Genomic DNA, 23,579 nt, shown 5'->3' with positions numbered 1-23,579 from the left:
TATCAATGGATCCAAGAGAATTTATTAATACTATTTATTTAGGAGACAGGTTTTGCAAGAGTATTCTAATTGATGGTTATAATGAAAGAGTTAAAATACAAATTAATACAATTTCCAGAATACGTAGTGAGTCTGGAAATTGGGAGTACTACAATGATGAAAACATCGAAGATGGTTTGATTGTATTCACTGGAGTGAAATCAATATTGCTTGAACCTCAAGGATTTATTCCAAACGATGAAATTGAAATTGTAAGTGCTGAGTTGATTGAAGATGACGAGGAAAGTTTTATATTTAATATATCAGCAGCATCCTGCGACCAACAAGGAAGGTGTACTAGAGTCGAAATGAAAATAATAGCAGGAGCAATTCATTTGGAAGATCCAACGAAGCAAGGTGTTGAGATTAATGAGTAGTATAAAATGCCATTAATAAGCTTGAGCTATTCACTGCGAAACTCTAATCAAGCTGACTGCAGAACTTTGGAGTCTGATGGTGAAAGACTCCAATCCTTCAGTTGTAAAGTTTTCAGACAAACTAAACAAGCAAAAGCTGGCCACAGAATATTAATAATGTAGTGAAAGAAGTTAAAAAGGTTAATGTTTCAGTAATTGGAGCATTAATCTTTTTTTCTTGTAATGATAAAAGTGAGTATGTAATGCCTAATGTAGAAATAAAAGAAGGTGCATGATAAAATAAGGGTAATAGATTGAAGGAAATTAATGTAAAAATACTAACTACATAACACTAAAAATGGTAAGTGATAAAAAGTAGTTAAAAAGTAATGCTAAGCATTGAAAATACTAAGTTATAGAAAATACAGACTCTGCCCCAAGGGGGTAAGAGAACCTGAAATTGTATTGCCAAGTAAACCACATACAATAGACCAAGTTGAAGTACCAAGTAAAACAGATGACCCTCTAGCATTAAGGAATAGAATGAAAGATAATCAAAGAATAATTGGCGATAGAGCTGGAAGTATTAAAATAAGACTAATAGATAAATAGGGAGATAATTTATGGATAATGAAACAATTTCAATAACATTCAATGGCGAAGTGGATGGAGGTAATGCTAAATGGATACAGTGATATAATGACGCTAAAAAAATTATTAGGTTATTAGGATATGAACCCACTCATGCAGGAATAGATAGTACAACCTTAACATCTGGAAAAGTAATGATGTTAGGAAAAAGTGAAAAGAAAATTATTAGTTCTATAGAAAATGGAGATAAGATAAAGTATATTTCTATGTTTTCACTTCTAGATGGTTGTAAGAGTGCTTCCTTTGATTATAATGTGCTTTTAGCAAGAGATGATGGGTATATAACTTTAATCATGAATAAAAGTGCTTATAATAATATACAAGAAGAAACTATTATAAGCATATTAAGAAAATATATTGATGTAAAGTCTGGAGAAGTATATGAAATGGATAGAACTGAATTTCCATTATTCTATGCAGCTAAGGATAATCCTACATCATCATTTAAAGTTGATGCATAAATAATTGAGATTGAGAAGCTATAAAAAATAAAGTTGGTATATCTATTAAATAAATGCATAATTGTAATAATGCAGTGAGAAAAGACAAAATGAACTAGCTGAAAAATAAGTAGGTTAGTTCATTGTTTTTTAGAGTGATAAAATAGTAATAGACGTTGAAAGTACTGAGCTTTACTATTAAAAGATAATAAGACAGACTTTGCCCAAAGGGGGAAGCTAATGCTAGACCATATGCCCATATTCAAGACTCAAAGAGTGTTGATCCAGGCAAAGATTTTACTGCAGCTCAAAAGAGAATTATGATACAAGAAAATATGAAAAATAATGGAGGGTTGTTAAATCTGACTTGTCTGGCGAAGTATTAGTTAAACCTAGTAAAAGCCAAAGAGGGGTAACACCTCCACAAAATGAATGGCAAATTGATCATATTGACCCTAGAGATAAAGGTGGCTCAAATAGCTATAGCAATGCCCAAGTATTATCAAGAAAAGAAAATAGAGAAAAGTGGAACAAGTAGAGGAGCGGATGATATGTCTAATAATGTTAATAAAATAAGTTGGAGAATGGAACAATTATGGCAAGGATGTATATTAGCATCAATAGCTCATGCAATTATGGTAGCACATTATCCTGAATTATCAAATGAGCATTCATGGGATGGTACAAATTACAATATTCAAGATAGTAAAGGTGCAAGAGGGACTATAACTTTTAATTCAGAATATTGTGTAGGTGCATTTCGTAATGATAATAGTGATAGAATTAAGGTAATAAATAATGCTAAGCAAGCTAAGGAATATTTTGTAGGTGCACTAAAAGAAATAGTAAATCTTGCTGAGAGTGAGGCATTGCAATATTTATTAGAAAATGTAGATGGAAATGCAGTACCAATTATTACTACTGCATTTTGGGGAGTAGGAGAAAATCTTTTTACAATAGATTCTGTTGAAGATATGTATCAGAATGGTGTATTTTTATTAGAAAGACAATTAATGGATTTTGATAGATCAATAGAAGAATGGGTAGAATATTACGATATGTCTTCACAGCAATGTGAGCTACTAAAAACAATTTTCAAGCGAAAAATTAATCAAAAAGCGGAAGATATTATATTAAGTAAAGATGACATTCAACAAATAGGAACTAATGATATAGATGGATTAGAAGAAAGTAGAGTTTCGTTTGAAGAAATTGGTATCATGTGGGAGTAAACTGGCCGAAAAACAATAGGGATACTAGATGAAAAATATTGAGAAAAAATAACCAATAAGAGCTTTCGCTTGTTGGCTTGTTTTCTCAAGAATTAGATACTAGAATACTCACTTCATAAGTGTAATAAAGTAGTGAATAGGGGCAAATGGGAAATAGTTGGAGGTAATTTTTAAAAGACATTTTAACTTGAAGAGATTAAAAAATACTTTTAAAAGTTCTACCACCTTAGCGCCCTTTTAATCTAAATTAAAAGAAATTATAGTTTTAATTGAAATATCGATACTTCAATAGTGTCGATATTTTCTTTTAACAGAAGATATTGAATATGTAGAAAAAATCCAATAGATAAACCAGTACATGTAATTAATAAAGGAAATCCTAGGCTCAATAATTTCACTTAAAAGTTAATGGAATTAAGAATATAATATATTTAGTAGAAAAAGATAGAAAAACATTAAAAACAAAGAGAACTAAAAAAATCAAACATATAAATATACTTGGATAGAGGATTTCGGTACTAGAAAGTCGGAACGGGGGAGAGGGGGATATAAGGAATTAAACTAATAATATACATATATTAGGTGAAGATGTAACACTACATGAATCATTTAATCTTGTATAAAACTGGTTTCATGAAAATGGACTATGGAAAATCCTTAAATGAGAAACTAATAATTTTAATAAAGGAGAGCTTACAATGAATAAATTAGAAAAGTTAAAAGGTTTATTATTAGCAGGAGCATTACTTTCAGAAAATACTTTTACTATTGATGATGTAGATTTTATATTAGATAGTAGAGATACAGATGCATTCGATAGTGAGTGGAGGAGAAATTTTAATTTAATAAGAAAAAATGAAAAATTGAACACTTCAGAAGTTAAAAAAATAGTTGAATTTATTCGCGAGATATCATATAAAGTCGCATATAAAGCCACACAATCTTCAGATTTAGCAAGTTATATATCAGATGATTTTGGGCTTATAGCTGAAGCTTTAATTATAGATTATAATGACGATTGGGTAAATGCACTTGCAAATGAATATGTAGAAGACAGAGTGCCATGCAATGGCTTAAAGCCTTTAAAGGGTGATCTGAGTAAAATAATATTATTAGTTAAATAAATTTGGAGATACAGAGGATTAGATACATAAACAATATATTCAAACGGGCATGCAATCAATCTAGGTAACAATCATGGATGGTTTCATTTATCAACTGGGTCTAGTAGAAATGACATTGATCAATCAATTAATGTAAATGGAAATGTGGTTCCTTATAGTAGTGCTGATGCACATTGACCAACTAATCGTTAAACGAGTTAACTAAAACTGAAAGTCATGAATTTAGTAGCAATTTCAAAGTTAATAAAGATTTTATAAATTAGAAAAGGTAGGATATATGATTATGTTTGAGAATGCAAAGATTATAAAAGAAGGAATATGGTGGTATGATAATTCTGTTGAATGTAGCATTAGGATTATTAAATGGCATATTTTGTATGGAAGTGGAGATTATGAGGACTTACCTGATATTTGTAATGATAGAGAGGTAGAGTGTTATTATGTGCTATATGAATCTCTTACCCAAAAAGGACAGTTCCCTACAACTAGAGGGGGATTTCTATCACTAGAAGAAGCTATTAAGGATGTAGAAAGTTCTACATTACAAAAAATTTACTGGAATTAAGTATGATAGAGTGATATACATATAAAAAGTGTAAAAAAGATAGGAAGCATATTCATGATTGTAAAATTACTTACTTTATAAATTAATATTTTTAGTTGTTATAGAAAAACAAATAAATTATTAATACAATAGACTGAACAATTGTAATAATGAAGTTATTAGGGAGGAGGGGAAAGAGTGGTGGTTAAAATTCAAAAGTAATTTTATATTGAAAAAGAATAGATAGATTACTTACAAAATAAAGATTTGATTTTAAAATATTATTTAATGAATTAAATAATAATTCTATAAGTAATATTAAATCTAATCTTTGACCATCGCATCAAGCGAAGGAACATCATTTAAACTATAATGCGGAATAGATTTACATAATACCAGCCTTCCAGCTCTAGAGCCAATTGGAAATGAGGCATTTGAGAGGCAGGCTCCATTAAATAGCGAAAAAGCATCCCATCCTGAGCAGGTGTAAGCTTTAATATATTTTACACATTATTTTTATTAAGGCTTCTCATCTATAAAATTCTCTTGCAAAGTCCCAAATGAAAAGACTAAATATTTCGTTTCTCATACTCAAAGGGTTCTTCACAGGAATAAATTTCATGAAAAAATCCCATATATGGGATATCGTCTTCCAGACATTTTATACGATAGGACAGATCCTCATCACACTCCAGTTCATCGCCGTTGTTCCACATTACCTCGAATGCATCTACAATATTTTCCATGAGGACTACTTGGATAAATAAGGGCAATTTATCCAACATCGAATTTTCAATCACGGTCTCGGATCTGTATCCTGCGAGGACTGTTTCAAAATAATCATCCATGAACTTTTTGCGTTTAGCGGCATCTTGTTCAAATTGTATCCAGCCCACTCCGTTCGTCCAGAGACTTGCTAAGTCAAACATATACCAACAGTAACAAGAATTATCGAAATCATATACGGTTATTTGTCCAGTATTAAAATCTATCGAATAATTCCCATCATTGTAATCAAAATGGACCATACCGAAAGACTCACGGTTCCTGTCCAATTCCTCTAAAGATTTAAGGAGTTGAACCAGCTTCTCTTTAAGCAGAGATAATGAATCAGGTATCAGTTTATCGATATATTCGGCATTATATTTATTAAAAAAACTATACCGACGATGGGCAGGAGTATATTCTTTCGATAATTGATGTAGTTTCCCCAAGACTTTACCACAATTATAATAATATTCGGTAATTGGAGCTCCTTCACGATACCTATAATTATTTTCCACAAACATTTTTCCCTTGGCTTTTTCAAAGAGGCAGATAGAAAAAGTATGATTATTATGAGCTATTTCTTCTAGCAACTTCCCATTCCGGGAGTTGACTACATCCGAGACACTACCGCCATGATCGAATAAATACTTAATATATTCAACTTCGCCAAGAAAATCTTCCCCGCTCCTGTCATTTAAGAAGGCGATTCTAAGTATTTTAGCGCCAGCGCCATCTTTCTCACAGTTATAAACGACATTCCGCCCGACCTCATGTGCCTTAATTGGAGTAATTTCATAGCCTTCCAATCCATATAACTCGATATTATTGGAAGTAAATATGCATCACCGATTTTAACAACCTCGTTATAAGTTATAATATCTCCTTTCGCTACTTAGTAATTAAAAACTCTGTTATTATTAATTTTCACTACCCTGTCAAGGGATTTTTTTCGTAAAAACTAAAATTAGGTATATCATGCTCTATGCAACAAAGATAACAAATGATAATTATAAACTACTTACCAAGTTATATATATCCAGTTTCATCCACTAGTTTCTCTTTGTAATATATTTATTGTATCATTAACTTTAATAGGACTATAAAAGCAAGAATAATTATAACTATTTATTCCATATAAAAGTAAAATTTTAACAGTTGTAGTATTCATGTACGGTGTCAATTATAAGCGAGCCCTAACACTGAGATGGTAGGAGAACTTTTAAATATAATGAAAGGGCTTGTAAATGATGGAATGACCATGGTGATTGTTAGTCATGAGATAGGATTTACAAAAGAAGTAAGGGATAGAGTTTTTTTATTATTTAAAATAAATATAAAAAATGTATGTTAAGATGAAAGAATTTATGAATAGTATATATTTATAAATGGCTGATTTAGTGATATATTTAATAATGAAATATTTCATAATAGGAGATTAATTTATAAATGAATACTAGAGAGTTTTTTATGAAGAAAAAAGTAATATACATATTGGCAACTATGTGTTGTATGTTATGGGGAAGTGCCTTTCCTGCAGTAAAAAGTGGATATGAAGTATTTAACATTGCTTCAGAGGATATACCTTCAAAATTAGTATTTGCAGGGTATAGATTTTTTTTAGCAGGTGTAATAGTACTTTTTATAGCATTATTAAGTAAAAAAGAACTTTTTAAGTTTAATAAAAGGCAACTAGGGCAAATAGCATTACTGGGAATTACACAAACCTGCTTACAATACATATTTTTTTATTTAGGATTGGCTTATATTAGCGGTGTAAAGGGTTCTATCCTGAGTGGAACAGGAGCCTTTTTTAGTGTTATAATAGCTCATTATATATACATAAATGATAAATTAAATTTAAAAAAGACTTTAGGGTGTATTATAGGATTTATAGGTGTAATCATTGTTAATTTCGATTCACAATTACTAGGTTCTTCTTTTACCATAAAAGGTGAAGGATCAATTTTGATTTCTGCGTTAATATTATCTGCATCGTCTATTTATGGTAAGAAACTTACACAGTCTATGGATTCAGTGATAGTAACGGGATATCAATTATTCATAGGAGGAGCTGTACTTATTGGATTAGGTTATGGTTTTAATGGTTCTATATCCGGATTTACTATAAAATCCACAAGCTTACTCATATACCTTGCAATGCTTTCCTCCATTGCATTTTCATTGTGGACAGTTCTCTTAAAGTACAATAATGTAGGAACTATAGCTGTTTTTAATTTTTTAACACCTATATTTGGTTCAATATTATCAGCTATATTTTTACATGAAGATATATGGGAATTAAAAAATGCCATAGCATTAATATGTGTATGTATAGGTATATGGTTAGTTAACAGAGAAAGTGATAAAGAATTGATAAATTAAATTCTTTACGAAAAAAGTTAAATTGAATTAAAAGTTGACAAAAAGTGTTTAGGTTGATAAAATGACATAAAAAACAAGTAGACAAGCATTATAACTTGAAGGGAGTTTTTATGAATAATAAAACTAAAATTATAATAGCATTGATACTATGTAGCAACCTAGCGACAGGAAATGTGCTAGCAAGTGATATTAATAATATGAAAAATAAGTCCAATGATATTAAACAAGAAATCAATAATGGTGAAAATGAGATAAAAAAATTAGAGAAAAATAAGGAAAATGTTCTTAATGATATTCATGAATTAGAAAAAAATATCAATGAGTTAGAACGTGAAGTTGAGGAAATAAATTTCAAAATAGGTAATTCAAATGAGAAGATAAAAAATTTAGAGATTAAGTCGGAGAAATTAAAGGCTGATTTAGCAAAGAATGAAGAAGTGATGGCAGAAAGACTTCGTATTATGTATATGAATCAATCTCAAAGTTACATAGAAATATTATTTGGATCAGAAGGAGTTTATGATTTCATTGAAAAAGTAGAAGCTATAAGAAGTTTGATTAAATATGATAAAGAACTTATGGATGAATTTAAGGAAAAGCAAGACGAGCTGGAAAGCACTACGACCCAAGTGAAGAATGAAAAAAGTAATCTTGAAAGTATGATGCAAACTGCTAATAGTAAAATAAGTACTGTAAAAGATAATAAGCAAGAGAAAGATGCACTTATAGCTGAAATTGAAAGTGATATTGATGTACATGAAACTATATTAGCACAACAACAGAATGAGTTTGATGAAATAATTACAGCTATTAGGAGTATGGAGGCTGAGAGTAGTAGGCCATCTAGAGGTGGAGATGTGACTAACGGTGGAGATGTGCCTAGTGGTGGAGATGCGCCTAGCGGTGGACAAGTATCAAATGGAAGTATTTTTTCAATAACAGGAGGAAATGGGTATCCTATAACTCAGGAATTTGAAGGAAGAGTCAGTCCTATCACAGGTGAGAAAGAATTTCATGGAGCTCTTGATATAGGGGCACCTTATGGTGCTGGAGTGTATTCACTTAAAGATGGAACTGTAGCTTACTCAGGTTGGATGAATGGATATGGGAATGTAGTAGTTATAGATCATGGAGATATCAGCAGCTTATATGCTCATAATTCAGAGCTTTTAGTTAGTCAGGGACAGAGCGTCAGTGGAGGACAACAAATTGCAAAGGTTGGTTCAACAGGATGGTCAACTGGACCACATATACATTTTGAGATAATTAACTCTAATAATGAGAAAATTAATCCAATTTCGTATTATATATATTAAGTAATTAAGGATGCTTATTTAACATAGGCATCCTTTTATTAGTATAGTAGTGTGGCTAATAACTGGCGGTTAAAGTTTGCTGTGAACTTGGTGTTGGGATGCACTAACCAATGGCAATATTTGATTGAGTTTGATACCTACCAGAGAATGAGGTATGGTATAACAATGGTAATTGTCTTATTTTATACTCATGTAAGGAAGGTAAACTAGCTAAAGAATAATCAGATTAATTTAATTTTCTTTTATAGTAATGAAATATGATGAGGATCGAGAAGACATCAGGAGAGGTAGATATTATGAAAAGGTAGGTAAATAATTATGAACATAGAAATTTTAGAAGATAGATTAGGGTTTGATGACTTTAAATATCCAGATTCATTTGTGAAAGTCGTAGAATTAAAATTATTAGACTTTGATTTATGGTATATCATGGATGAAGAAAAAATATTAAATAGGTTCAAAGGACTTAAGGAAAGATATCCTAATAGAAAACTAATACCTTTTGCAAGACGAGATGACAATGATGATATAGCATGTTTCGAAGTGGATAAAGGTGAAAGAGTTCAAATAATACATGATTTTGCATCAGTAGGATGTGAGCAAAGAAAAGAATACAATGATTTTTGGACTTGGCTAGAAGAGGCTATTAGAGAAATGATTGAATACAATAGGGATGAATGGAGCAGATGATTAATATTAATTATTTTATAAGGAAAACAATATGACTATATATTTTTATAAGATAAATTAGGAACATGGGTGTTTTTCAAACTTTTCAAAGCATGGATTTAAGCTTCATGGAAAGTGGTGGAAGACAAGTGAGCGTTATTTCCAAGCTCAAAAGTTCGCTAGAAGTGAATATGAAGAAGAGGTGAGACTTGCAAAAACACCAATGGATGCTACCATAATGGGACGTGATAGAAATAAGCCTTTGAGGAAAGACTGGGAAGAGGTAAAAGATCATATAATGCGAAAAGCTGTATTAGAAAAGTTTAAAAGTCATAAAGACATATTAAATATACTTTTATCCACAGGAGAAAAAGAAATAATAGAGAAGACTTCTAATGATTATTGCTGGGCATATGGTAAAGATGGAACGGGAAAAAATATGTTAGGAAAAATATTGATGGAAGTTAGAGAACTTTTATGTAAAAGTTAAAGTTTTATATAAAAGTAGTAAAGATGTGCATAAACTAAATTTTCAATATCGTATTATTCAAGGTGAATTTTACGGTATTTTTTATGTTGAAGATTAATTTTAATAATTAAAGTTATTAAATTAAAGTTATTAAATAAGAGTATTAATTGTGAAATTTAGCAGAGTTTTAAAAAAGATGTTAATAAGAAGAAAATGTTACATAAGCATTTTAATGTTACAAAGTGGTTAAAAGAAATTAACTTGTAATTATAAGTAACAATTTACATATGTTGATTGTATTATAAAATAGAAGGATTTTTAGACTTCAATATAAAAAGTTGTTTAGCAATTATAGTGATAAGAAATTATAGAATATTTGGCAGAAGAAATTAAGCTTTAATTTGAGATTAAATACAATAAAAAAATAAGTTTTAAAAATCATTATAAATTATTTTTTATAATTTATAATCTAAAATAGGAGGGAATAAGAATGGTTAAATTGTCAACTTTGAAAGACCATGAAATATTAGTAGTTGGTGATGAATATCAGCTAATGACAAAGGAAGATTTGATTACAAATATAGATCAATTTAAAGAAATGAATGTTTATACATTAGGGATTCATTATGCGGCTCTTAACGCAAAAGATATGTTAAAAAATGCTATTAAAAATGAAGAATGTGACAATATGTATGAAGAGTGGGGTAATTTAATTTGGGAGGATATAGAAGATAAGGATATAAATCAAATTCAAAGGATTTTAGATAAAATACTTAAAAAAAGCCCAAAACAAAATATTGCATGTTATCAAGACAAGCCAGTAGAAATAGATATTTAATTAAGTTTATATTTTATAATATATTACCAGTTAGAATTAAGGAGGAGTTGCAAAATGGATGAACATCTAATTTGCCCTGAGTGTGGTAAGAAGATAAATAGAGAATATGTAAAAATAGATGATAACAATGATTACAATTTCACTTTAAGTATTAAATATATATGTGAATGTGGTTATGAAAGAATTGATATTTAATAAACAAGTAGATTGTATTGGGAAATAATTAATAGAATATATTATTTAAGAGTTAAATAATACGCTATGGAAGAAGTAATGAATTATATAAAGACTATGATATAATTTTTATATGTTGATTTGAAATAAGGGTATTTGATAATTAGTATTAATTGAATAAGGAATTATACTCTTGGAAAAGAAAGTCCCTTTTTATGGTTTTATGATGGGGAAAAATCATTATTGAAAGAAATTTTAAAAACAATCCTGAATATCAGAGTGCTTTTTGTAATGATGAAATTAATAAGATAATAACATATATGGCAGAAAATAATAGAGTATTTTTAGCAAATAACATTAGTAAAGTCTAAAATAAAACTGAAAGAGAAAGTATAGTGAATTATATATAATAATATTAAAAGAGATGAATCCACGTAGCAACGTGCTAGCCAATTAATATTAATTTATATATTATTTTTATAATAATATATAAATTAATATGAAATTTTGGATTAACAATTTAAGCTGGAAACAGAAAATATTAAATTTTATACAAAGTGGGATAAAAATTCAAAATATTTATTGTTTATAATACCGTATTGTTCAGAGGTGAATTATACGGTATTTTTACGTTGTAATATAAGTAAAGTACTAAGCAAGAAAGAAAAAATAAAAGGGAAATTAAGATAAAAATTAATATCAAAGAATTAGCTAATGAAAAAATAATTAACCCTATATAATAAAAGAGTGCAGAAATTAGAAAAATTAAAAAGAGTATGGATTGCATCTTAATGAACTATTCAAAGAAACAAAGTATAAAAAATTTTAATCTGGTGTACTAAGTTTAAAACTGGACAGTTAAGTAGGATGTACTTAATTAATATGTTAAAAAAGATTTGAATTAAGTTTATTGTATAGGGGATAGATAGGATTAGTAAGTATAAATGGTCATAGCCAAGATACTCTCATAGTATATTTTATTTTTATTGTACAGAAGTATAAATCTTACGAAAATGTAATATACATCATATGAAAATGTAAGGTAATTAAATGTATTTAATCTTAAATATTCTTTATAATTAAGTTAATAGAGAAAGAAATTTATATAAAGATTTAAATATTTAAGAAAGAGGGAATAAACATGAAAAGAGCTTTATCGGTATTATTACTTGCTTTTACTGTTGTTTTAGGAGGATGTGAAGGATCAGAATTATATAATAGTTTAAATACATCAATGTGTTATGTTCAGATACCAGATGCAATTGAGAATAAGAGTGAAGCAAGGACTACTTACGATTATGATTTAACTGGATACGATAAAGATGGAAATTCTAAGGAAGTTAAATTAAGTGAAAATAGAAGATTACGTAAGGATGCATATTTACGTGTTGAATTAAAAAATGACAATCAAGTAAAAGGATGGGAAGAAGTGCAACCTGAGAATTTACCTGAAAAAGTAAAAGAAAAGCTTGAGGTAAAGTAGAAATAGAATAATTTTTAATATTTGATCAGTATATAATGATAATATGAAATAATGTGATAAATAATTACGGCAAGGATTATATATGTTAAGTAGCATCTAGGCAACTAGGTGCTTTTTTAGTCCCATTTTTAGAGGACTTAGAGTAGATGATGCTTTACTTTGATGTGATGGATATATGTAATAGTATAAGACATAAATTGTTAAATGTATGAATACAATAATTATGTAAATGCTAAAAGAAAGGTGTGCAAGTAATGACAGATCTTTATTATAGCTTATGGGATAATTACTGGAGAACTTATCGCATTAATAGTGAAGCAGCTATTCAAATTGCTCTAGAACAATTTCCAGGTCAAGTGATGAAAGTAGAAATAGATTATAAAGATGAGTTATTGATCTATAAAGTTACCATTAGAAGCACTACTGGAATATATAAAGTTGAAATAGATGCTAATACAGGTCAAATACTTGAAGTGGATGTAAAAGTTAACTAAAGTTTTAAATTTTTGAGTGATATTTAGAAAAACAATTTTTTGCTTTTAGGAAGACATAGAAAATTAATTTTAAAAGAGCTTATAGGGGGGCTCTTTTTTTATGTAAAAAATTAAAGTGAAGTAAAGATATGCTAAATATTTATAGCTTATATATAATTTGTAACAATGAGTTTGTAGTATTAACTGTAAAAATGAAGTAAGGTAAGAACGATATTTAGTATGCCTCTACTGTAGTTTACAGAAGATTAAGAAGCAAAGGATAGCAGAGAGTTTAAAAGAAAGCATATCAGAAAGGATGTATAAAAGAGTTAACGGAGCTTTAAAGCAGAAATAATTTAACAGTATACACAGTTAAAAGACACCAATTTTTGAAAATTTGAATATAATAACCATGTGAATGCTAAAAAGGAAGAGATTTATATAATGAAGAATATTTACTATAATCTATGGGATAATTACTGGAGAACTTATCGAATTAACAGTGAAGCAGCTATTCAAATTGCTTTACAGCAGGTGCCTGGCCAAGTATTAAAAGTCGAACTAGACACTGAGTACGGTATATTAGTTTATGAAGTTACTATAAGAACTACTACTGGAATTTATGAAGTAAAAATAGATGCTGATACAGGTGAGATACTTGAAGTTGATAGAGAGTTTGATTAAAGTACTAAAGTCTTAAGTAATTAATAGAAGAATATTAATCTTAAAAAGAGCCTTAAAGGAGGCTCTTTTTACTTTAATAAACAGTTTAATTAATTGAAGATAGATAACTATAAAAATTAAGAATGAGGAATTTAATTTTTTATTTATAAAGCTATATATTACATAATTATGAAAATTTTCTATAAGGCTACTAATTATTTATATAGGCATGATATATATCCAATAACAATATAAAACATTATCAAATAAATCAGAAGTTTTAACATATTTAAGGATTAACTTATAAAAAGAACTATAATTCTTATTTAAATATTCGATATAAAAATTATAAGATTATCTGCATCGAATATTTACATAAAAGGGGGGATTAGAGAAATGAAAATTCAAGGAGATATAAATTTTCAATACATTTTTAATGTATATAATAAGAAGAATAAAACTATAGAAGATCGAGCAAAAATCGATAAAGCCAGAAAAGAAAATCCACAATTGGATCGTATGCTTTATCAGCATGATATGAATAAGATGTATGAAGAGCAGGCAGAAATCGAAAGAATTGTCAAAAAGATCGCACGAGGAGAGAGATTAACAGAAGAGGAAAAGGAATTAATAAATCGGGTTGATCCAGAAATACTTCGTAAAGCAGAAGAGGCAAAGCAGGCAAGCGAATCTTTAAAAAACAAATTGAGAAATGCTAAAAGCAAGCAAGAGGCACAAAAAATCTTAGTACAAACTTCTATGAAAGTTCAGCAGATAGCAGAAGGTGATCCTCAGTATGGAAATCTACTTATGGAATTGGTTAAAGAAACCTATGAAGATTATAATAAAGATTTCGAATTTACAGGAGAAACTCAACAATATCATCAGAATCAGCAAAATCAAGGCAACCCTAATGCACTAATTGACTTTGAATGCTAACTTATTTAAAAACCGTCCCATTAATAGGACGGTTTTTTCATCTATACAGTTTTCACGTTCACTTGTTGATATAATCATAATAATATTTAAACTTAAAATTTTTTACTTAGAACTGTTATTATTTTCTGTTAACGTACACTTTAAGCTCTAAGTAAGTTTCGTACAAAAAATTAACAGTTATGACTACCTTGATTACTGGTAAGTTAGTATTATGAATAGAGAGTTTTAAGATTTTAATTTTATTAGGACTGTTATCTTTTAGGTACAAAAAGTAGAATACCTTAATATATGCTAGCAGTCCATAAAAGATCTGCAGTGTAATAGTACTGCAGGTCTTTTAAAATATATATTTTAAAGGGGTAAGTTGAATGTTATTTACTTATTTTATTTAGAAATAATATAGAATTCTTAAGCAACTATTCTATACTGACTACTATCTTTTGAATAAGGTTCTGAAGTTGCTAAAAAGTGGTCATTTTAGCATATAAAAAATTAATTACACTTGTAAAATAGTTATTGCCCCTAAAGAAAAGTCTCCTCATTTATCATTTATCCCATTCCTATTTGAAAGATTATATTATAGGTGACTTTTAAAGTTATAATTTCAAAGTCTTCTGTAGTTTTTCATAGAAGCTCTTTATTATTTATAAGAAAAGCTTGAGCTTCTATTTCATTATTCACTAATGAAATAGTATCTTTGGTCGTCTTTTCAATTATAGCAGTAGTGTTATTCTTTTTTATATGATGTTTCTTCTTCACTTAATAGAGTTGATTTTTTTGAAAATTCATCTATACCTCCTTGTAAAGGGGATACAAAGGAGTAATAACTATCCCTATTATTTTCCTTTGCTTTACTTAGGATAAGATTTAATTTTCAATAATGAAAAACGAAAGTTTATTAAGAAATGTAAACCTAATTATAAAATAATATAATAATTATTTATTAAGGGAAGAATTTATAGAAATGGATATTGAATTTGAGGATATGCAAAGATTAAAAAATTTATGTTCTAAATCATATAAAATATGAAGAGGAAAATTGAGTTTATATAACAAAATTACCTTTGCTAACTAATAATCCTTAAGGTACAAAAAAACATATATAATATGGTAAATCTAGTTTTATATCATTAAAACATATATATAAAACTTTACAATAATATAAAATAGTTAAACAAGCAGTCATAGTGATATTAAGTAATAAGATTTTGGCATTTCCTAAAAAGAAAATAATAACTATGTTCAAAATAAATAAAATTAAGTATTTGCAGTGGCTTTTATAATAAGACTTTCTTAGTTTTTTTATAGATTTAATTATTTATATTTAAAAAGGGAGATGAAAATCTCCCCCGTTTTATTATTAAGTTAAAGGACTTTCAATAAGAGTGGTAAAAATAAATTGATGATTATGACCATCATTTAATGTTGTAACGCCTGTTGCTAAGTGAACATGCTTGCCATTACCAACATCGATAGCTAGTCCTGTAATTATACCTAGTTCATGATGGTGATTTGAGAAAAAGTCAGTATTAACTAAAATAGCGTGAACGTGAGAAGTACCCATAGGAATAACTTGGCTTGTAACACCAGCAAATCTATGATTATGTCTATCTTCTCCTTGTTCAGCTAACATAGTGCTTCCTAAAAATTCGTGAACGTGAGTTTGACAATCAGTGGACTTTTCAGATTTTAAGCGTTCATTTAACATGATTACACCCCCTTATATACAATATTCAATAAAGAAAGGTCTGATACCGTGTAAAAATTTAGAAAAGAGTAGCATGTATAAATAAGATAATAATATGAAGGTTTATTTTATATAGACAAACTACTTTAAAAAATTAATGCATAACTGAATAAAGCCGCATTCTTGAGTATTTTAATTTACAATTCACAATGCAAAATGCATAATTAAGGTGGAAATTAATTGTTTATAGATTAATTTCTTCAACTAATTTTTATTAGCAATGTATTGCTAGTTTTCCACCTCTACGGAACAGTAGTGAAGCCTTTTAGGATTCCAATGAGGTGCAGTATAGCTTGGAGCAATACTAATAAATTTAACTAATACTATGGAGAGGCTACATTTGCTAGTCTCTTTATAATAAGCTACTGCGTAACTTCAAAAAGAAATCAATTCTAAATTTCTCAGCTACCACTCAGAAATGTCCGAAATTGTGAATTGTGAACTGTGAATTTTGAATTTAGTAGTTTTAGGGGTGACACCAATAAGTGTTAATTATTTTCAGAGATAGATTAAATTTAGGAGTGGTATATATAGTTTATGTTAAGTATTTACAATTATCTATTTATATAATAATATAATTAAATAAATAATTGGAATTCACGAGAAAAATAAAGGGGGAATACAGATGTTTGAGTTTAAAGACTTTGATTACTTAACTGATGGTGAGATTGATTTAAAGATTGAAGAAAAATCACCATCCAATGAAGAAAAAGGCTATGTACCTGCATATAAATATAGAATTACTCTACATGATTCAGATGATAGTATAGGTACCATTGATATCCGAATCGGGTACAATGAAAATCTATATTACGGGGGTCATATTGGTTATAGCATTGAAGAAACTTATAGAGGAAATAATTATGCTTCAAAAGCTTGTAAAATTATCAAAGACGTAGCTATTGCACATGGAATGAATAAACTTATAATAACTTGCAATCCAGACAATTTCCCTTCTCGAAAAACTTGCGAAAAAGCAGGTCTTAAACTTAAAGAAATAGTAGATTTGCCACCACATAATGAGATGTATCAAGAGGGGGAACGCCAAAAGTGCATATATGAATGGATTTTAGACTAGTTATTACTTAGCTTTATTCAGAATCTAAAACACTCCAGAGGCTTTTACTGTGGAGTTTTAACCATAATTCATATATTTAATTCTTAACTTTTAATTCATAGAAAAGACTGTGCAAGATTTGTGAATTTCACACTATCTTATCACAGTCTTAAATCATATAATAAAAATTTATATATTAGATTTCACTATTTTTCTCAGTGTCTGCAGAAGGTGCTACTCTATCACCTTTTTCTCCTCTACTATCTTTTCCCTCTGCTGGCATTTCCATATTTTCATCAGGTCTTCCCATGTTTTCTCCTTGAGTAGGTCTGTCCATTTTTTCATCTGGAGATCCCATGTTCTTTCCACGTCCTCCCATACCACCTTGAGTTGCCCCTTCTTGGGTAATATTAGTTATAATATCTGAAACTGTACCTTCACCTATTTTGTTTCCACCTGAATATTCTCCATCAGTATATAATCCATCTGTTGAATTTCCACTTGAGCTTCCTCCAACATAAACTGAATACTTTTCATTGGTCTTTATATTTGGAGAACATACTACAACTGATTGATATGTTTTTGATGGTGCAAAAGTAATAATATTTTCACCACTTTCTGATTGAACGTTAACTATAGTATTAGCTTCTTGTGAGGTTAAATTTATATTTATAGTATTTTGAGTTGAAGAATTGCTTGGTGTTTCTGCCATTCCAGAACTTCCTGCCGCAATTAAAGTACCTCCACTTACCTCACATGTATTATCAAAATCTAAAGCTCCATTTCCATTATCCGTTGGACCATTTACTATTACAGTTCCATCAGTCATATAAATTGAACCATTGGCATCTATACCATCTCCTCTTGCATCTACAAAAATATAACCTCCATTAATATTTATTTTAGCATTTCCAGAAGACTCAAATTGATTTTGCCCTGGACGACCGTTGATTGAAGATCCATCATTTCCTCCTGCTGCATTTATTCCATCATCACTTGCAGTAACATAAATTTCTCCACCATTAAGAGTTATTACTTCACTTTCAATTCCTTCATATGATTTTTCAATATTTATCTTTCCATCATTTATTGTTAGATTGGAATCTGAATGTATTCCGTCATCTCCAGATGATAAATTCATAATTCCATTGTTGATTGTTAAATTATTATTTGAATGAATTGAATCATCTGATGAATCTATTTTTATATTTCCACCTTCTATAGTTATATTGCTTGATGCTTTTATACCCTTTGCACTAGTAGACTCTTCTTCAGTGTTTTCATTAGTATTGGCATTATTCATATTAGGATCTCCCTTACCATTCATTCCCTTATCTTTCATGCCCCAATTTCCCCAATCACTATTTTTAGAAGTACTACTATTTGCACTACCACCACCTGAAGATATTGTAATGTCCCCATCTTCAATTAATAGTTCGGTCTCTGCCTGAATTCCATCTTCAACTGCAGTTATATTAAGTGTACCTTTCTCAATATATATATATCCTTTACTTGTATCAGTATCATTATCAGATTTTATTCCATCTCCACCTGCATTAATTTTTATATCACCATCAGAAATATTAATGCAATCTTTTCCCTTTATACCGTTATTTTTAGAATTCACAACTATATTCCCACTTTGAACTTTTAGATCATCTTTACTAGCAATACCATTATTATAATTAGCATTAACAGTAAGTTTGCCTTCTCCTATAATATATAAATCATCTTTACTAAATATTGCTGCATTAGGTTCATTTGTAGTTGCATCTTCTAAAACATAATTTTCCCCATCTGTTATAATATTTTCAGTATCTTTTTCTAAAGCAATTATACATCTTTTAGCATTTATAATATAAATAGGTGCACTATCAGAACAAGTAATATCTATTCCATTTAAAATTATATACACTTTTTCTTCATCACCTACATTAACAATTAACTGTCCATCATCTAACTTACCACTTACACTATAAGTTCCACCCTGTGTAATTGTAATCTTACTATTTTCTACACTTACACCATTTCCATCAACACTTATATCACTCCCCAATTTTATAAATGTATCTGGTTCTCCTACGCTTTCACTTTCTAAAGCTTTCATATTTACTTTGGATGTCTCTGTAACTTTCGTAGTATTTTCAGAATTTGTATTAGCTTTATTTTCAGAACAAGCTGTAACACTAAGGCTTAGTGACATAGCTATCAATATTGATATGAATTTTTTATTCATTGTTTTCCTCCTCTAAACTTTAATTTATCTCAATTAAAATAACCATCTTTATTTCTTAAAAACATACTATCATTTATATCTTAAATTAAACTTAAGTCATTACTAATTATTATTTAGCTAAGTTGTAACCTCATAAATAGCCCTTCTATATTAGTAAAATACCTATAGTTATTGAGTACAAAGTAAATATTTTATTCAATTTTACTCTTTCATAAGCTTTATTAATATTTTTAAAACCTTCAACTACATTAAATTTTTTATTTTTATGTAATTTCCACTAATAATAAACTAAGGAAGATTAAAAGAATACATAAGTCAATTACCAGTTTAAAACATTGGTTAAACTTGACAAATATAGTATAATCATAATATTATGATTATACGTTTATAGTTAAGAGGTGTATTAATGAAAGATCATCTAAAAGACATGGCCAACATCCTTAAATCACTTGGCGATGAGAAAAGATTAAAAATAATAAAAATGCTTGCTTCAAATGCTGATGAAACCTTTTGCGTTTCCGATGTGGCACAACAACTTGATATATCTCAACCTGCTGCATCTCAACACATAAAAATTTTAAAGAATATTGGAATTCTCGAGGAAAATCGAAGGGGTTTTAGAGTTTTCTATACAATTAATTCTGATACATTGATTAAATACAGAAAGAATATAAATGAATTGTTTAAGAAAGCATTTGAGAGATGCCAATATGATTTCTCTTGTGACAAATGTCCTTATAATAACAAGTGTCAATAGGAGTAATGTACTATCTTGTCTATAAGTATTTGCTTATAGACTTATAGATAAACAAAGGAGTTATTCATAAACTAATTCAAAATTCCTACAATCAATATTACTATTATTAGATATGATGCCATAATTTTACTTGTATCATAATAAGTACAATAGAAGGGATTGTTGTCTTGACTATAAGTATTTGCTTATAGTCTTATAGACAAATAAAGGATATTTTCATAAGCTAATTTGAATTTTCTACAATCAATATTAGCATTAGTAGATATTTCTTTGTAAGGATAATTTATTATTGCTTTTTGTAATAACAACTTTTATGACAAATCGTCGCCTTAATTAATTATAGTGTGCAAAAATAGTTTTAATTTTCATGGCTTTTTGAGCCTAAAGTATTTACACAAATCAAGGAGGGTAAAGATACATGATAAAAGATACTCAATTATTAGAAGTTGATGAAGTAAAAATAACAATAATCATGGACAATACAGTAGACGTATTTATGACAGGTAATGAAATTGTACACAGGTTTGATTTAAGTTCTGATTTTCCACCTATCGCAGAGCATGGTTTTTCAGCGATGATTCAGGTTAAATCTGGAAATAAGCAAGGAGCTGTATTATTAGATTTAGGTATTAGCTCTAGCGGCATCTTACACAACATGGATTCCTTAGGAATTAATGCAACAGATATACAAGCAATTATACTCAGTCATGGTCACTCTGATCATACTATGGGGTTACCTGGTCTAATTGAGAAGTTAGGAACACATAAAGTCCCTCTTATTTCTCATCCAGATGCTTTTTTAGACAAAAAGATTATAATGCCAGATGGAGATGAAATAAATATTTCTCCCCCAAAGTTAACTGCTTTGCAACAGGAGAAAATTACTTTTGTTAAAAAAAGCGATCCAACTCTTCTGGTTGATGACATGATTCTTGTTTCTGGTGAAATTCCTCGAACTACAGACTTCGAAACAGGATTTCCTTTACACTATACAAAGCGTAATGGTCAATGGGAAAATGATCCGGTAATAAAAGATGATCAATGCGTTATTGTAAATGTCCGTGGACAAGGATTAGTTATAATTACAGGTTGCTGTCATTCTGGAGTTATCAATACTATACGTTATGCTCAAGCTCTGACTAATAGTCAGAAAATTTATGCTGTATTGGGTGGTTTTCATCTAACAGGTGGGATATTTGAAAAAATTATTCCTACTACAATTACTGAATTACAGAAAATTAATCCAACTTATTTGATGCCTGGTCATTGCACTGGTTGGTCAGCTATCCACCAAATTGCCCAATCAATGCCCAAAGCATTTATACCAAACAATGTTGGTACTACATTAGTTTTTCAAGGGAAATAAATATAAAACCTTATCCAGAAACAAAGTTCTAAATAAGATAAATTTTATTTTTACCATCAATATGATTAATAAATTTTAATATTTGCTTATTTAAGCATAAAATTAATGGAGGTATTATAATGGAAGATTTAATAAAAAATGAAATTATAAAGTATGTAACTAAAGGTAAAGATAACTGGTTTGAAGAAATTAATGACCATTATTACGATGAACCAATTATAAAATTTGCATCTGCAGATGATCCATTGTTTGAGGAGTATAAAACCATAATAAGTAGTGATCATTTAACTCCAGCTGAAGCTTTTGAAATGACATTTGGGAAAAATAGTTATCATGGAGGAACAGTTATAAGCGTTGTATTACCTATAAATGAAAAAATTCGAAAAAGTAACGGAGTACAGAAGGAGTTACCATCAAAAGAATGGGCTCTGCTTCATAGCTTTGGAGAGGACGTATTTAAAAAGAATTTTTATAATTTTTTTGAAGATTTCTTAAATCAAATGGGATATAAAACTGTAGCACCTTATGGTGCTGAATGGTTTAAAGCTTTTAACACTGCTTCTGGTCCAAGCTCCAATTGGTCAGAGCGTCATATAGCTTATGCAGCTGGTCTTGGGACTTTTGGATTAAACGATGCATTTATTACTGAGAAAGGAATTGCAGTAAGGTTAGCCTCATTTGTAACTGAATTAAAGCTTAATCCAGATGTCAGGGTATCTAAAAGCTATACAGAAAATTGTTTATTTTACAATAAAGGTATTTGTGGAGCTTGCATTAAAAGATGTCCTTTTAATGCAATATCTGAGAAGGGACATAACAAATTAATATGCTATAAATCTTGTTATGGAGAAGAATCAAGAAAATTAGCAGAATCTTATGGAGGAAATCCAAACGCGGGAGCCGGCTGTGGTTTATGTCAAACTAAAGTACCTTGTGAATACAGAAATCCAACTAAATCAATCAATAGCTAAATAAAAATTATTAAAAAGAATAATTTAATTATACTATTGTTTTTCTTTCAAACATTAAATACGATAGATACTATGAAAAATATATCTATATAAAAAATCCAAGACAAATTGTTGTGAATTTTTGGGAGAAGGGTAGATCCCCTTCTCTATTATTACTAATTGTGATAACCATATATTGAACTTAGTTTTCAGTTAAGTCTATCTATATATTATAGAAATTTTATATACGATGAAGAAATGGAGAATTTATGAGTATAAAAAGAGATATTTCAATAATATCTACTATTAAAATACCTCTAAATATATTATATCTCTATAAAGTTTTCATTTTCATCAACTTTAAATAGCGGAAGTCTTTGTATAAATATAATATCATCTCTATTTGAAGCATCTCCTTCAGCTAGAATTGCAGCTTTTGCTTTGACGATACCACCAGTTTTTTCAACTAGCTTTTCAACAACCCTTAATGACTCTCCAGTGGAAATAACATCATCTATAATAGCAACATTTTTTCCTTTTACCTTTTCCGCATCAATTTTGTCTAGGCATAAAAATTGTTTCTTTTGAGTAGTAATTGAATTTACTTCCTCAGTTATTGGTGAATCCATATAAGCTTTAATGCTTTTTCTAGCTACAATAAATTCTTTCATGCCTAAAAGCTTTGAAATTTCATATGCTAAAGGTATTCCTTTTGCCTCAGCAGTGACAATTATATCTATATCCTTTAATCTATCTGATATTGCAGGTGCAACTGTTTGTACTAATTCAGTATCACCTAGTATTACAAAACTTGCAATAGCTAAGTCATCTTTAATTTTCATTAAAGGTAATTCTCTCTTTAATGAAAGTAATTCTAAATTATATGTATTCATATTAATTTACCCC

At 29.0% G+C, this 23,579-nt stretch carries 25 protein-coding genes and 2 pseudogenes; 22 read left to right on the top strand and 5 right to left on the bottom strand.

Going from position 1 to position 23,579, the window contains the following annotated elements:
* Nucleotides 1–5: 5 nt before the first annotated feature.
* The 7 genes from ACY1IQ_RS00925 to ACY1IQ_RS00895 all read left to right on the top strand — a co-directional run bounded on the left by ACY1IQ_RS00925 (nucleotide 6) and on the right by ACY1IQ_RS00895 (nucleotide 4,407).
* Entirely contained in the window at nucleotides 6–416 is a 411-nt protein-coding gene (locus ACY1IQ_RS00925; protein ID WP_461612179.1) for a DUF6258 family protein, read from the top strand.
* Nucleotides 417–860: 444 nt separating this feature from the next.
* Entirely contained in the window at nucleotides 861–1,007 is a 147-nt protein-coding gene (locus ACY1IQ_RS00920) for a hypothetical protein (protein WP_461612178.1), read from the top strand.
* Nucleotides 1,008–1,180: 173 nt separating this feature from the next.
* Nucleotides 1,181–1,507, top strand: coding sequence for a hypothetical protein (locus ACY1IQ_RS00915; RefSeq protein ID WP_461612177.1), 327 nt, complete (start codon nucleotides 1,181–1,183; stop codon nucleotides 1,505–1,507).
* A 346-nt stretch (nucleotides 1,508–1,853) separates the two neighbouring features.
* Nucleotides 1,854–2,024 (top strand): HNH endonuclease signature motif containing protein, encoded by a 171-nt coding sequence (locus ACY1IQ_RS00910; RefSeq protein WP_461612176.1) that lies wholly within the window; start codon nucleotides 1,854–1,856, stop codon nucleotides 2,022–2,024.
* A 13-nt stretch (nucleotides 2,025–2,037) separates the two neighbouring features.
* Complete coding sequence (locus ACY1IQ_RS00905) at nucleotides 2,038–2,718, top strand: hypothetical protein (protein WP_461612175.1); 681 nt, start codon at nucleotides 2,038–2,040, stop codon at nucleotides 2,716–2,718.
* A gap of 698 nt (nucleotides 2,719–3,416) precedes the next feature.
* A complete protein-coding gene (locus ACY1IQ_RS00900; protein WP_461612174.1) occupies nucleotides 3,417–3,842 on the top strand; it encodes a hypothetical protein in 426 nt (141 codons plus the stop codon).
* A 283-nt stretch (nucleotides 3,843–4,125) separates the two neighbouring features.
* Complete coding sequence (locus ACY1IQ_RS00895) at nucleotides 4,126–4,407, top strand: hypothetical protein (RefSeq protein WP_461612173.1); 282 nt, start codon at nucleotides 4,126–4,128, stop codon at nucleotides 4,405–4,407.
* Nucleotides 4,408–4,955: 548 nt separating this feature from the next.
* On the opposite strand, the gene ACY1IQ_RS00890 is transcribed toward ACY1IQ_RS00895, so the two are convergent.
* The gene (locus ACY1IQ_RS00890) at nucleotides 4,956–5,960 is read right to left on the bottom strand and encodes a phosphotransferase enzyme family protein (protein ID WP_461612172.1); all 1,005 of its coding nucleotides are present in this window, start codon (nucleotides 5,958–5,960) and stop codon (nucleotides 4,956–4,958) included.
* A 395-nt stretch (nucleotides 5,961–6,355) separates the two neighbouring features.
* Here ACY1IQ_RS00890 and ACY1IQ_RS00885 point away from each other — a divergent pair.
* The 11 genes and pseudogenes from ACY1IQ_RS00885 to ACY1IQ_RS00835 all read left to right on the top strand — a co-directional run.
* Nucleotides 6,356–6,475, top strand: a pseudogene (locus ACY1IQ_RS00885) (polar amino acid ABC transporter ATP-binding protein); the annotation flags it as partial.
* Nucleotides 6,476–6,600: 125 nt separating this feature from the next.
* Entirely contained in the window at nucleotides 6,601–7,536 is a 936-nt protein-coding gene (locus ACY1IQ_RS00880) for a DMT family transporter (RefSeq protein ID WP_461612171.1), read from the top strand.
* Nucleotides 7,537–7,646: 110 nt separating this feature from the next.
* The gene (locus tag ACY1IQ_RS00875; protein WP_461612170.1) at nucleotides 7,647–8,852 is read left to right on the top strand and encodes a murein hydrolase activator EnvC family protein; all 1,206 of its coding nucleotides are present in this window, start codon (nucleotides 7,647–7,649) and stop codon (nucleotides 8,850–8,852) included.
* Between the two features lie 318 nt (nucleotides 8,853–9,170).
* Complete coding sequence (locus ACY1IQ_RS00870; protein ID WP_461612169.1) at nucleotides 9,171–9,542, top strand: hypothetical protein; 372 nt, start codon at nucleotides 9,171–9,173, stop codon at nucleotides 9,540–9,542.
* 73 nt (nucleotides 9,543–9,615) lie between these two features.
* Nucleotides 9,616–10,011: pseudogene (locus ACY1IQ_RS00865) on the top strand (NADAR family protein); the annotation flags it as partial.
* 469 nt (nucleotides 10,012–10,480) lie between these two features.
* A complete protein-coding gene (locus ACY1IQ_RS00860; RefSeq protein ID WP_461612168.1) occupies nucleotides 10,481–10,828 on the top strand; it encodes a hypothetical protein in 348 nt (115 codons plus the stop codon).
* Nucleotides 10,829–10,882: 54 nt separating this feature from the next.
* The gene (locus ACY1IQ_RS00855) at nucleotides 10,883–11,023 is read left to right on the top strand and encodes a hypothetical protein (RefSeq protein WP_461612167.1); all 141 of its coding nucleotides are present in this window, start codon (nucleotides 10,883–10,885) and stop codon (nucleotides 11,021–11,023) included.
* A gap of 1,120 nt (nucleotides 11,024–12,143) precedes the next feature.
* Nucleotides 12,144–12,485 (top strand): YxeA family protein, encoded by a 342-nt coding sequence (locus ACY1IQ_RS00850; RefSeq protein ID WP_461612166.1) that lies wholly within the window; start codon nucleotides 12,144–12,146, stop codon nucleotides 12,483–12,485.
* Nucleotides 12,486–12,739: 254 nt separating this feature from the next.
* Nucleotides 12,740–12,979 carry a PepSY domain-containing protein gene (locus ACY1IQ_RS00845; RefSeq protein WP_461612165.1) on the top strand — a complete coding sequence of 80 codons (240 nt, stop codon included), beginning with the start codon at nucleotides 12,740–12,742 and terminating at the stop codon, nucleotides 12,977–12,979.
* 423 nt (nucleotides 12,980–13,402) lie between these two features.
* Complete coding sequence (locus ACY1IQ_RS00840) at nucleotides 13,403–13,642, top strand: PepSY domain-containing protein (protein ID WP_039631532.1); 240 nt, start codon at nucleotides 13,403–13,405, stop codon at nucleotides 13,640–13,642.
* Nucleotides 13,643–14,017: 375 nt separating this feature from the next.
* Entirely contained in the window at nucleotides 14,018–14,560 is a 543-nt protein-coding gene (locus ACY1IQ_RS00835) for a hypothetical protein (protein WP_461612164.1), read from the top strand.
* A gap of 624 nt (nucleotides 14,561–15,184) precedes the next feature.
* Here ACY1IQ_RS00835 and ACY1IQ_RS00830 read toward each other — a convergent pair.
* Both ACY1IQ_RS00830 and ACY1IQ_RS00825 read right to left on the bottom strand, forming a co-directional pair.
* The gene (locus ACY1IQ_RS00830; protein ID WP_461612163.1) at nucleotides 15,185–15,319 is read right to left on the bottom strand and encodes a hypothetical protein; all 135 of its coding nucleotides are present in this window, start codon (nucleotides 15,317–15,319) and stop codon (nucleotides 15,185–15,187) included.
* Between the two features lie 601 nt (nucleotides 15,320–15,920).
* Nucleotides 15,921–16,268, bottom strand: a complete 348-nt coding sequence (locus ACY1IQ_RS00825; RefSeq protein ID WP_461612162.1) for a YmaF family protein — start codon at nucleotides 16,266–16,268, stop codon at nucleotides 15,921–15,923.
* 664 nt (nucleotides 16,269–16,932) lie between these two features.
* Between ACY1IQ_RS00825 and ACY1IQ_RS00820 the strand changes: the two genes are divergently transcribed.
* A complete protein-coding gene (locus ACY1IQ_RS00820) occupies nucleotides 16,933–17,385 on the top strand; it encodes a GNAT family N-acetyltransferase (RefSeq protein WP_461612161.1) in 453 nt (150 codons plus the stop codon).
* Between the two features lie 175 nt (nucleotides 17,386–17,560).
* Here the strand turns inward: ACY1IQ_RS00820 and ACY1IQ_RS00815 are convergent, their stop codons facing one another.
* Nucleotides 17,561–19,600: a carbohydrate-binding domain-containing protein gene (locus ACY1IQ_RS00815; RefSeq protein WP_461612160.1), complete on the bottom strand. Its 2,040-nt coding sequence runs from the start codon at nucleotides 19,598–19,600 to the stop codon at nucleotides 17,561–17,563.
* Between the two features lie 406 nt (nucleotides 19,601–20,006).
* On the opposite strand from ACY1IQ_RS00815, the gene ACY1IQ_RS00810 reads away from it, so the two are divergent.
* From ACY1IQ_RS00810 to ACY1IQ_RS00800, 3 genes are all read left to right on the top strand, one after another.
* Nucleotides 20,007–20,357, top strand: a complete 351-nt coding sequence (locus ACY1IQ_RS00810; protein ID WP_461612159.1) for an ArsR/SmtB family transcription factor — start codon at nucleotides 20,007–20,009, stop codon at nucleotides 20,355–20,357.
* Nucleotides 20,358–20,775: 418 nt separating this feature from the next.
* On the top strand, nucleotides 20,776–21,723 hold the full coding sequence (locus ACY1IQ_RS00805; RefSeq protein WP_461612158.1) for an MBL fold metallo-hydrolase: 948 nt from the start codon (nucleotides 20,776–20,778) through the stop codon (nucleotides 21,721–21,723).
* A gap of 119 nt (nucleotides 21,724–21,842) precedes the next feature.
* On the top strand, nucleotides 21,843–22,694 hold the full coding sequence (locus tag ACY1IQ_RS00800) for a (Fe-S)-binding protein (RefSeq protein ID WP_461612157.1): 852 nt from the start codon (nucleotides 21,843–21,845) through the stop codon (nucleotides 22,692–22,694).
* A 305-nt stretch (nucleotides 22,695–22,999) separates the two neighbouring features.
* Here the strand turns inward: ACY1IQ_RS00800 and ACY1IQ_RS00795 are convergent, their stop codons facing one another.
* The gene (locus ACY1IQ_RS00795; protein WP_461612156.1) at nucleotides 23,000–23,566 is read right to left on the bottom strand and encodes a phosphoribosyltransferase family protein; all 567 of its coding nucleotides are present in this window, start codon (nucleotides 23,564–23,566) and stop codon (nucleotides 23,000–23,002) included.
* Between the last annotated feature and the right edge of the window lie 13 nt (nucleotides 23,567–23,579).

This window comes from Clostridium sp. Marseille-QA1073 (assembly GCF_054863625.1).
The sequence above is the reverse complement of the archived record's forward strand: the minus strand, read 5'-3'. Positions and strand labels throughout refer to the sequence as shown.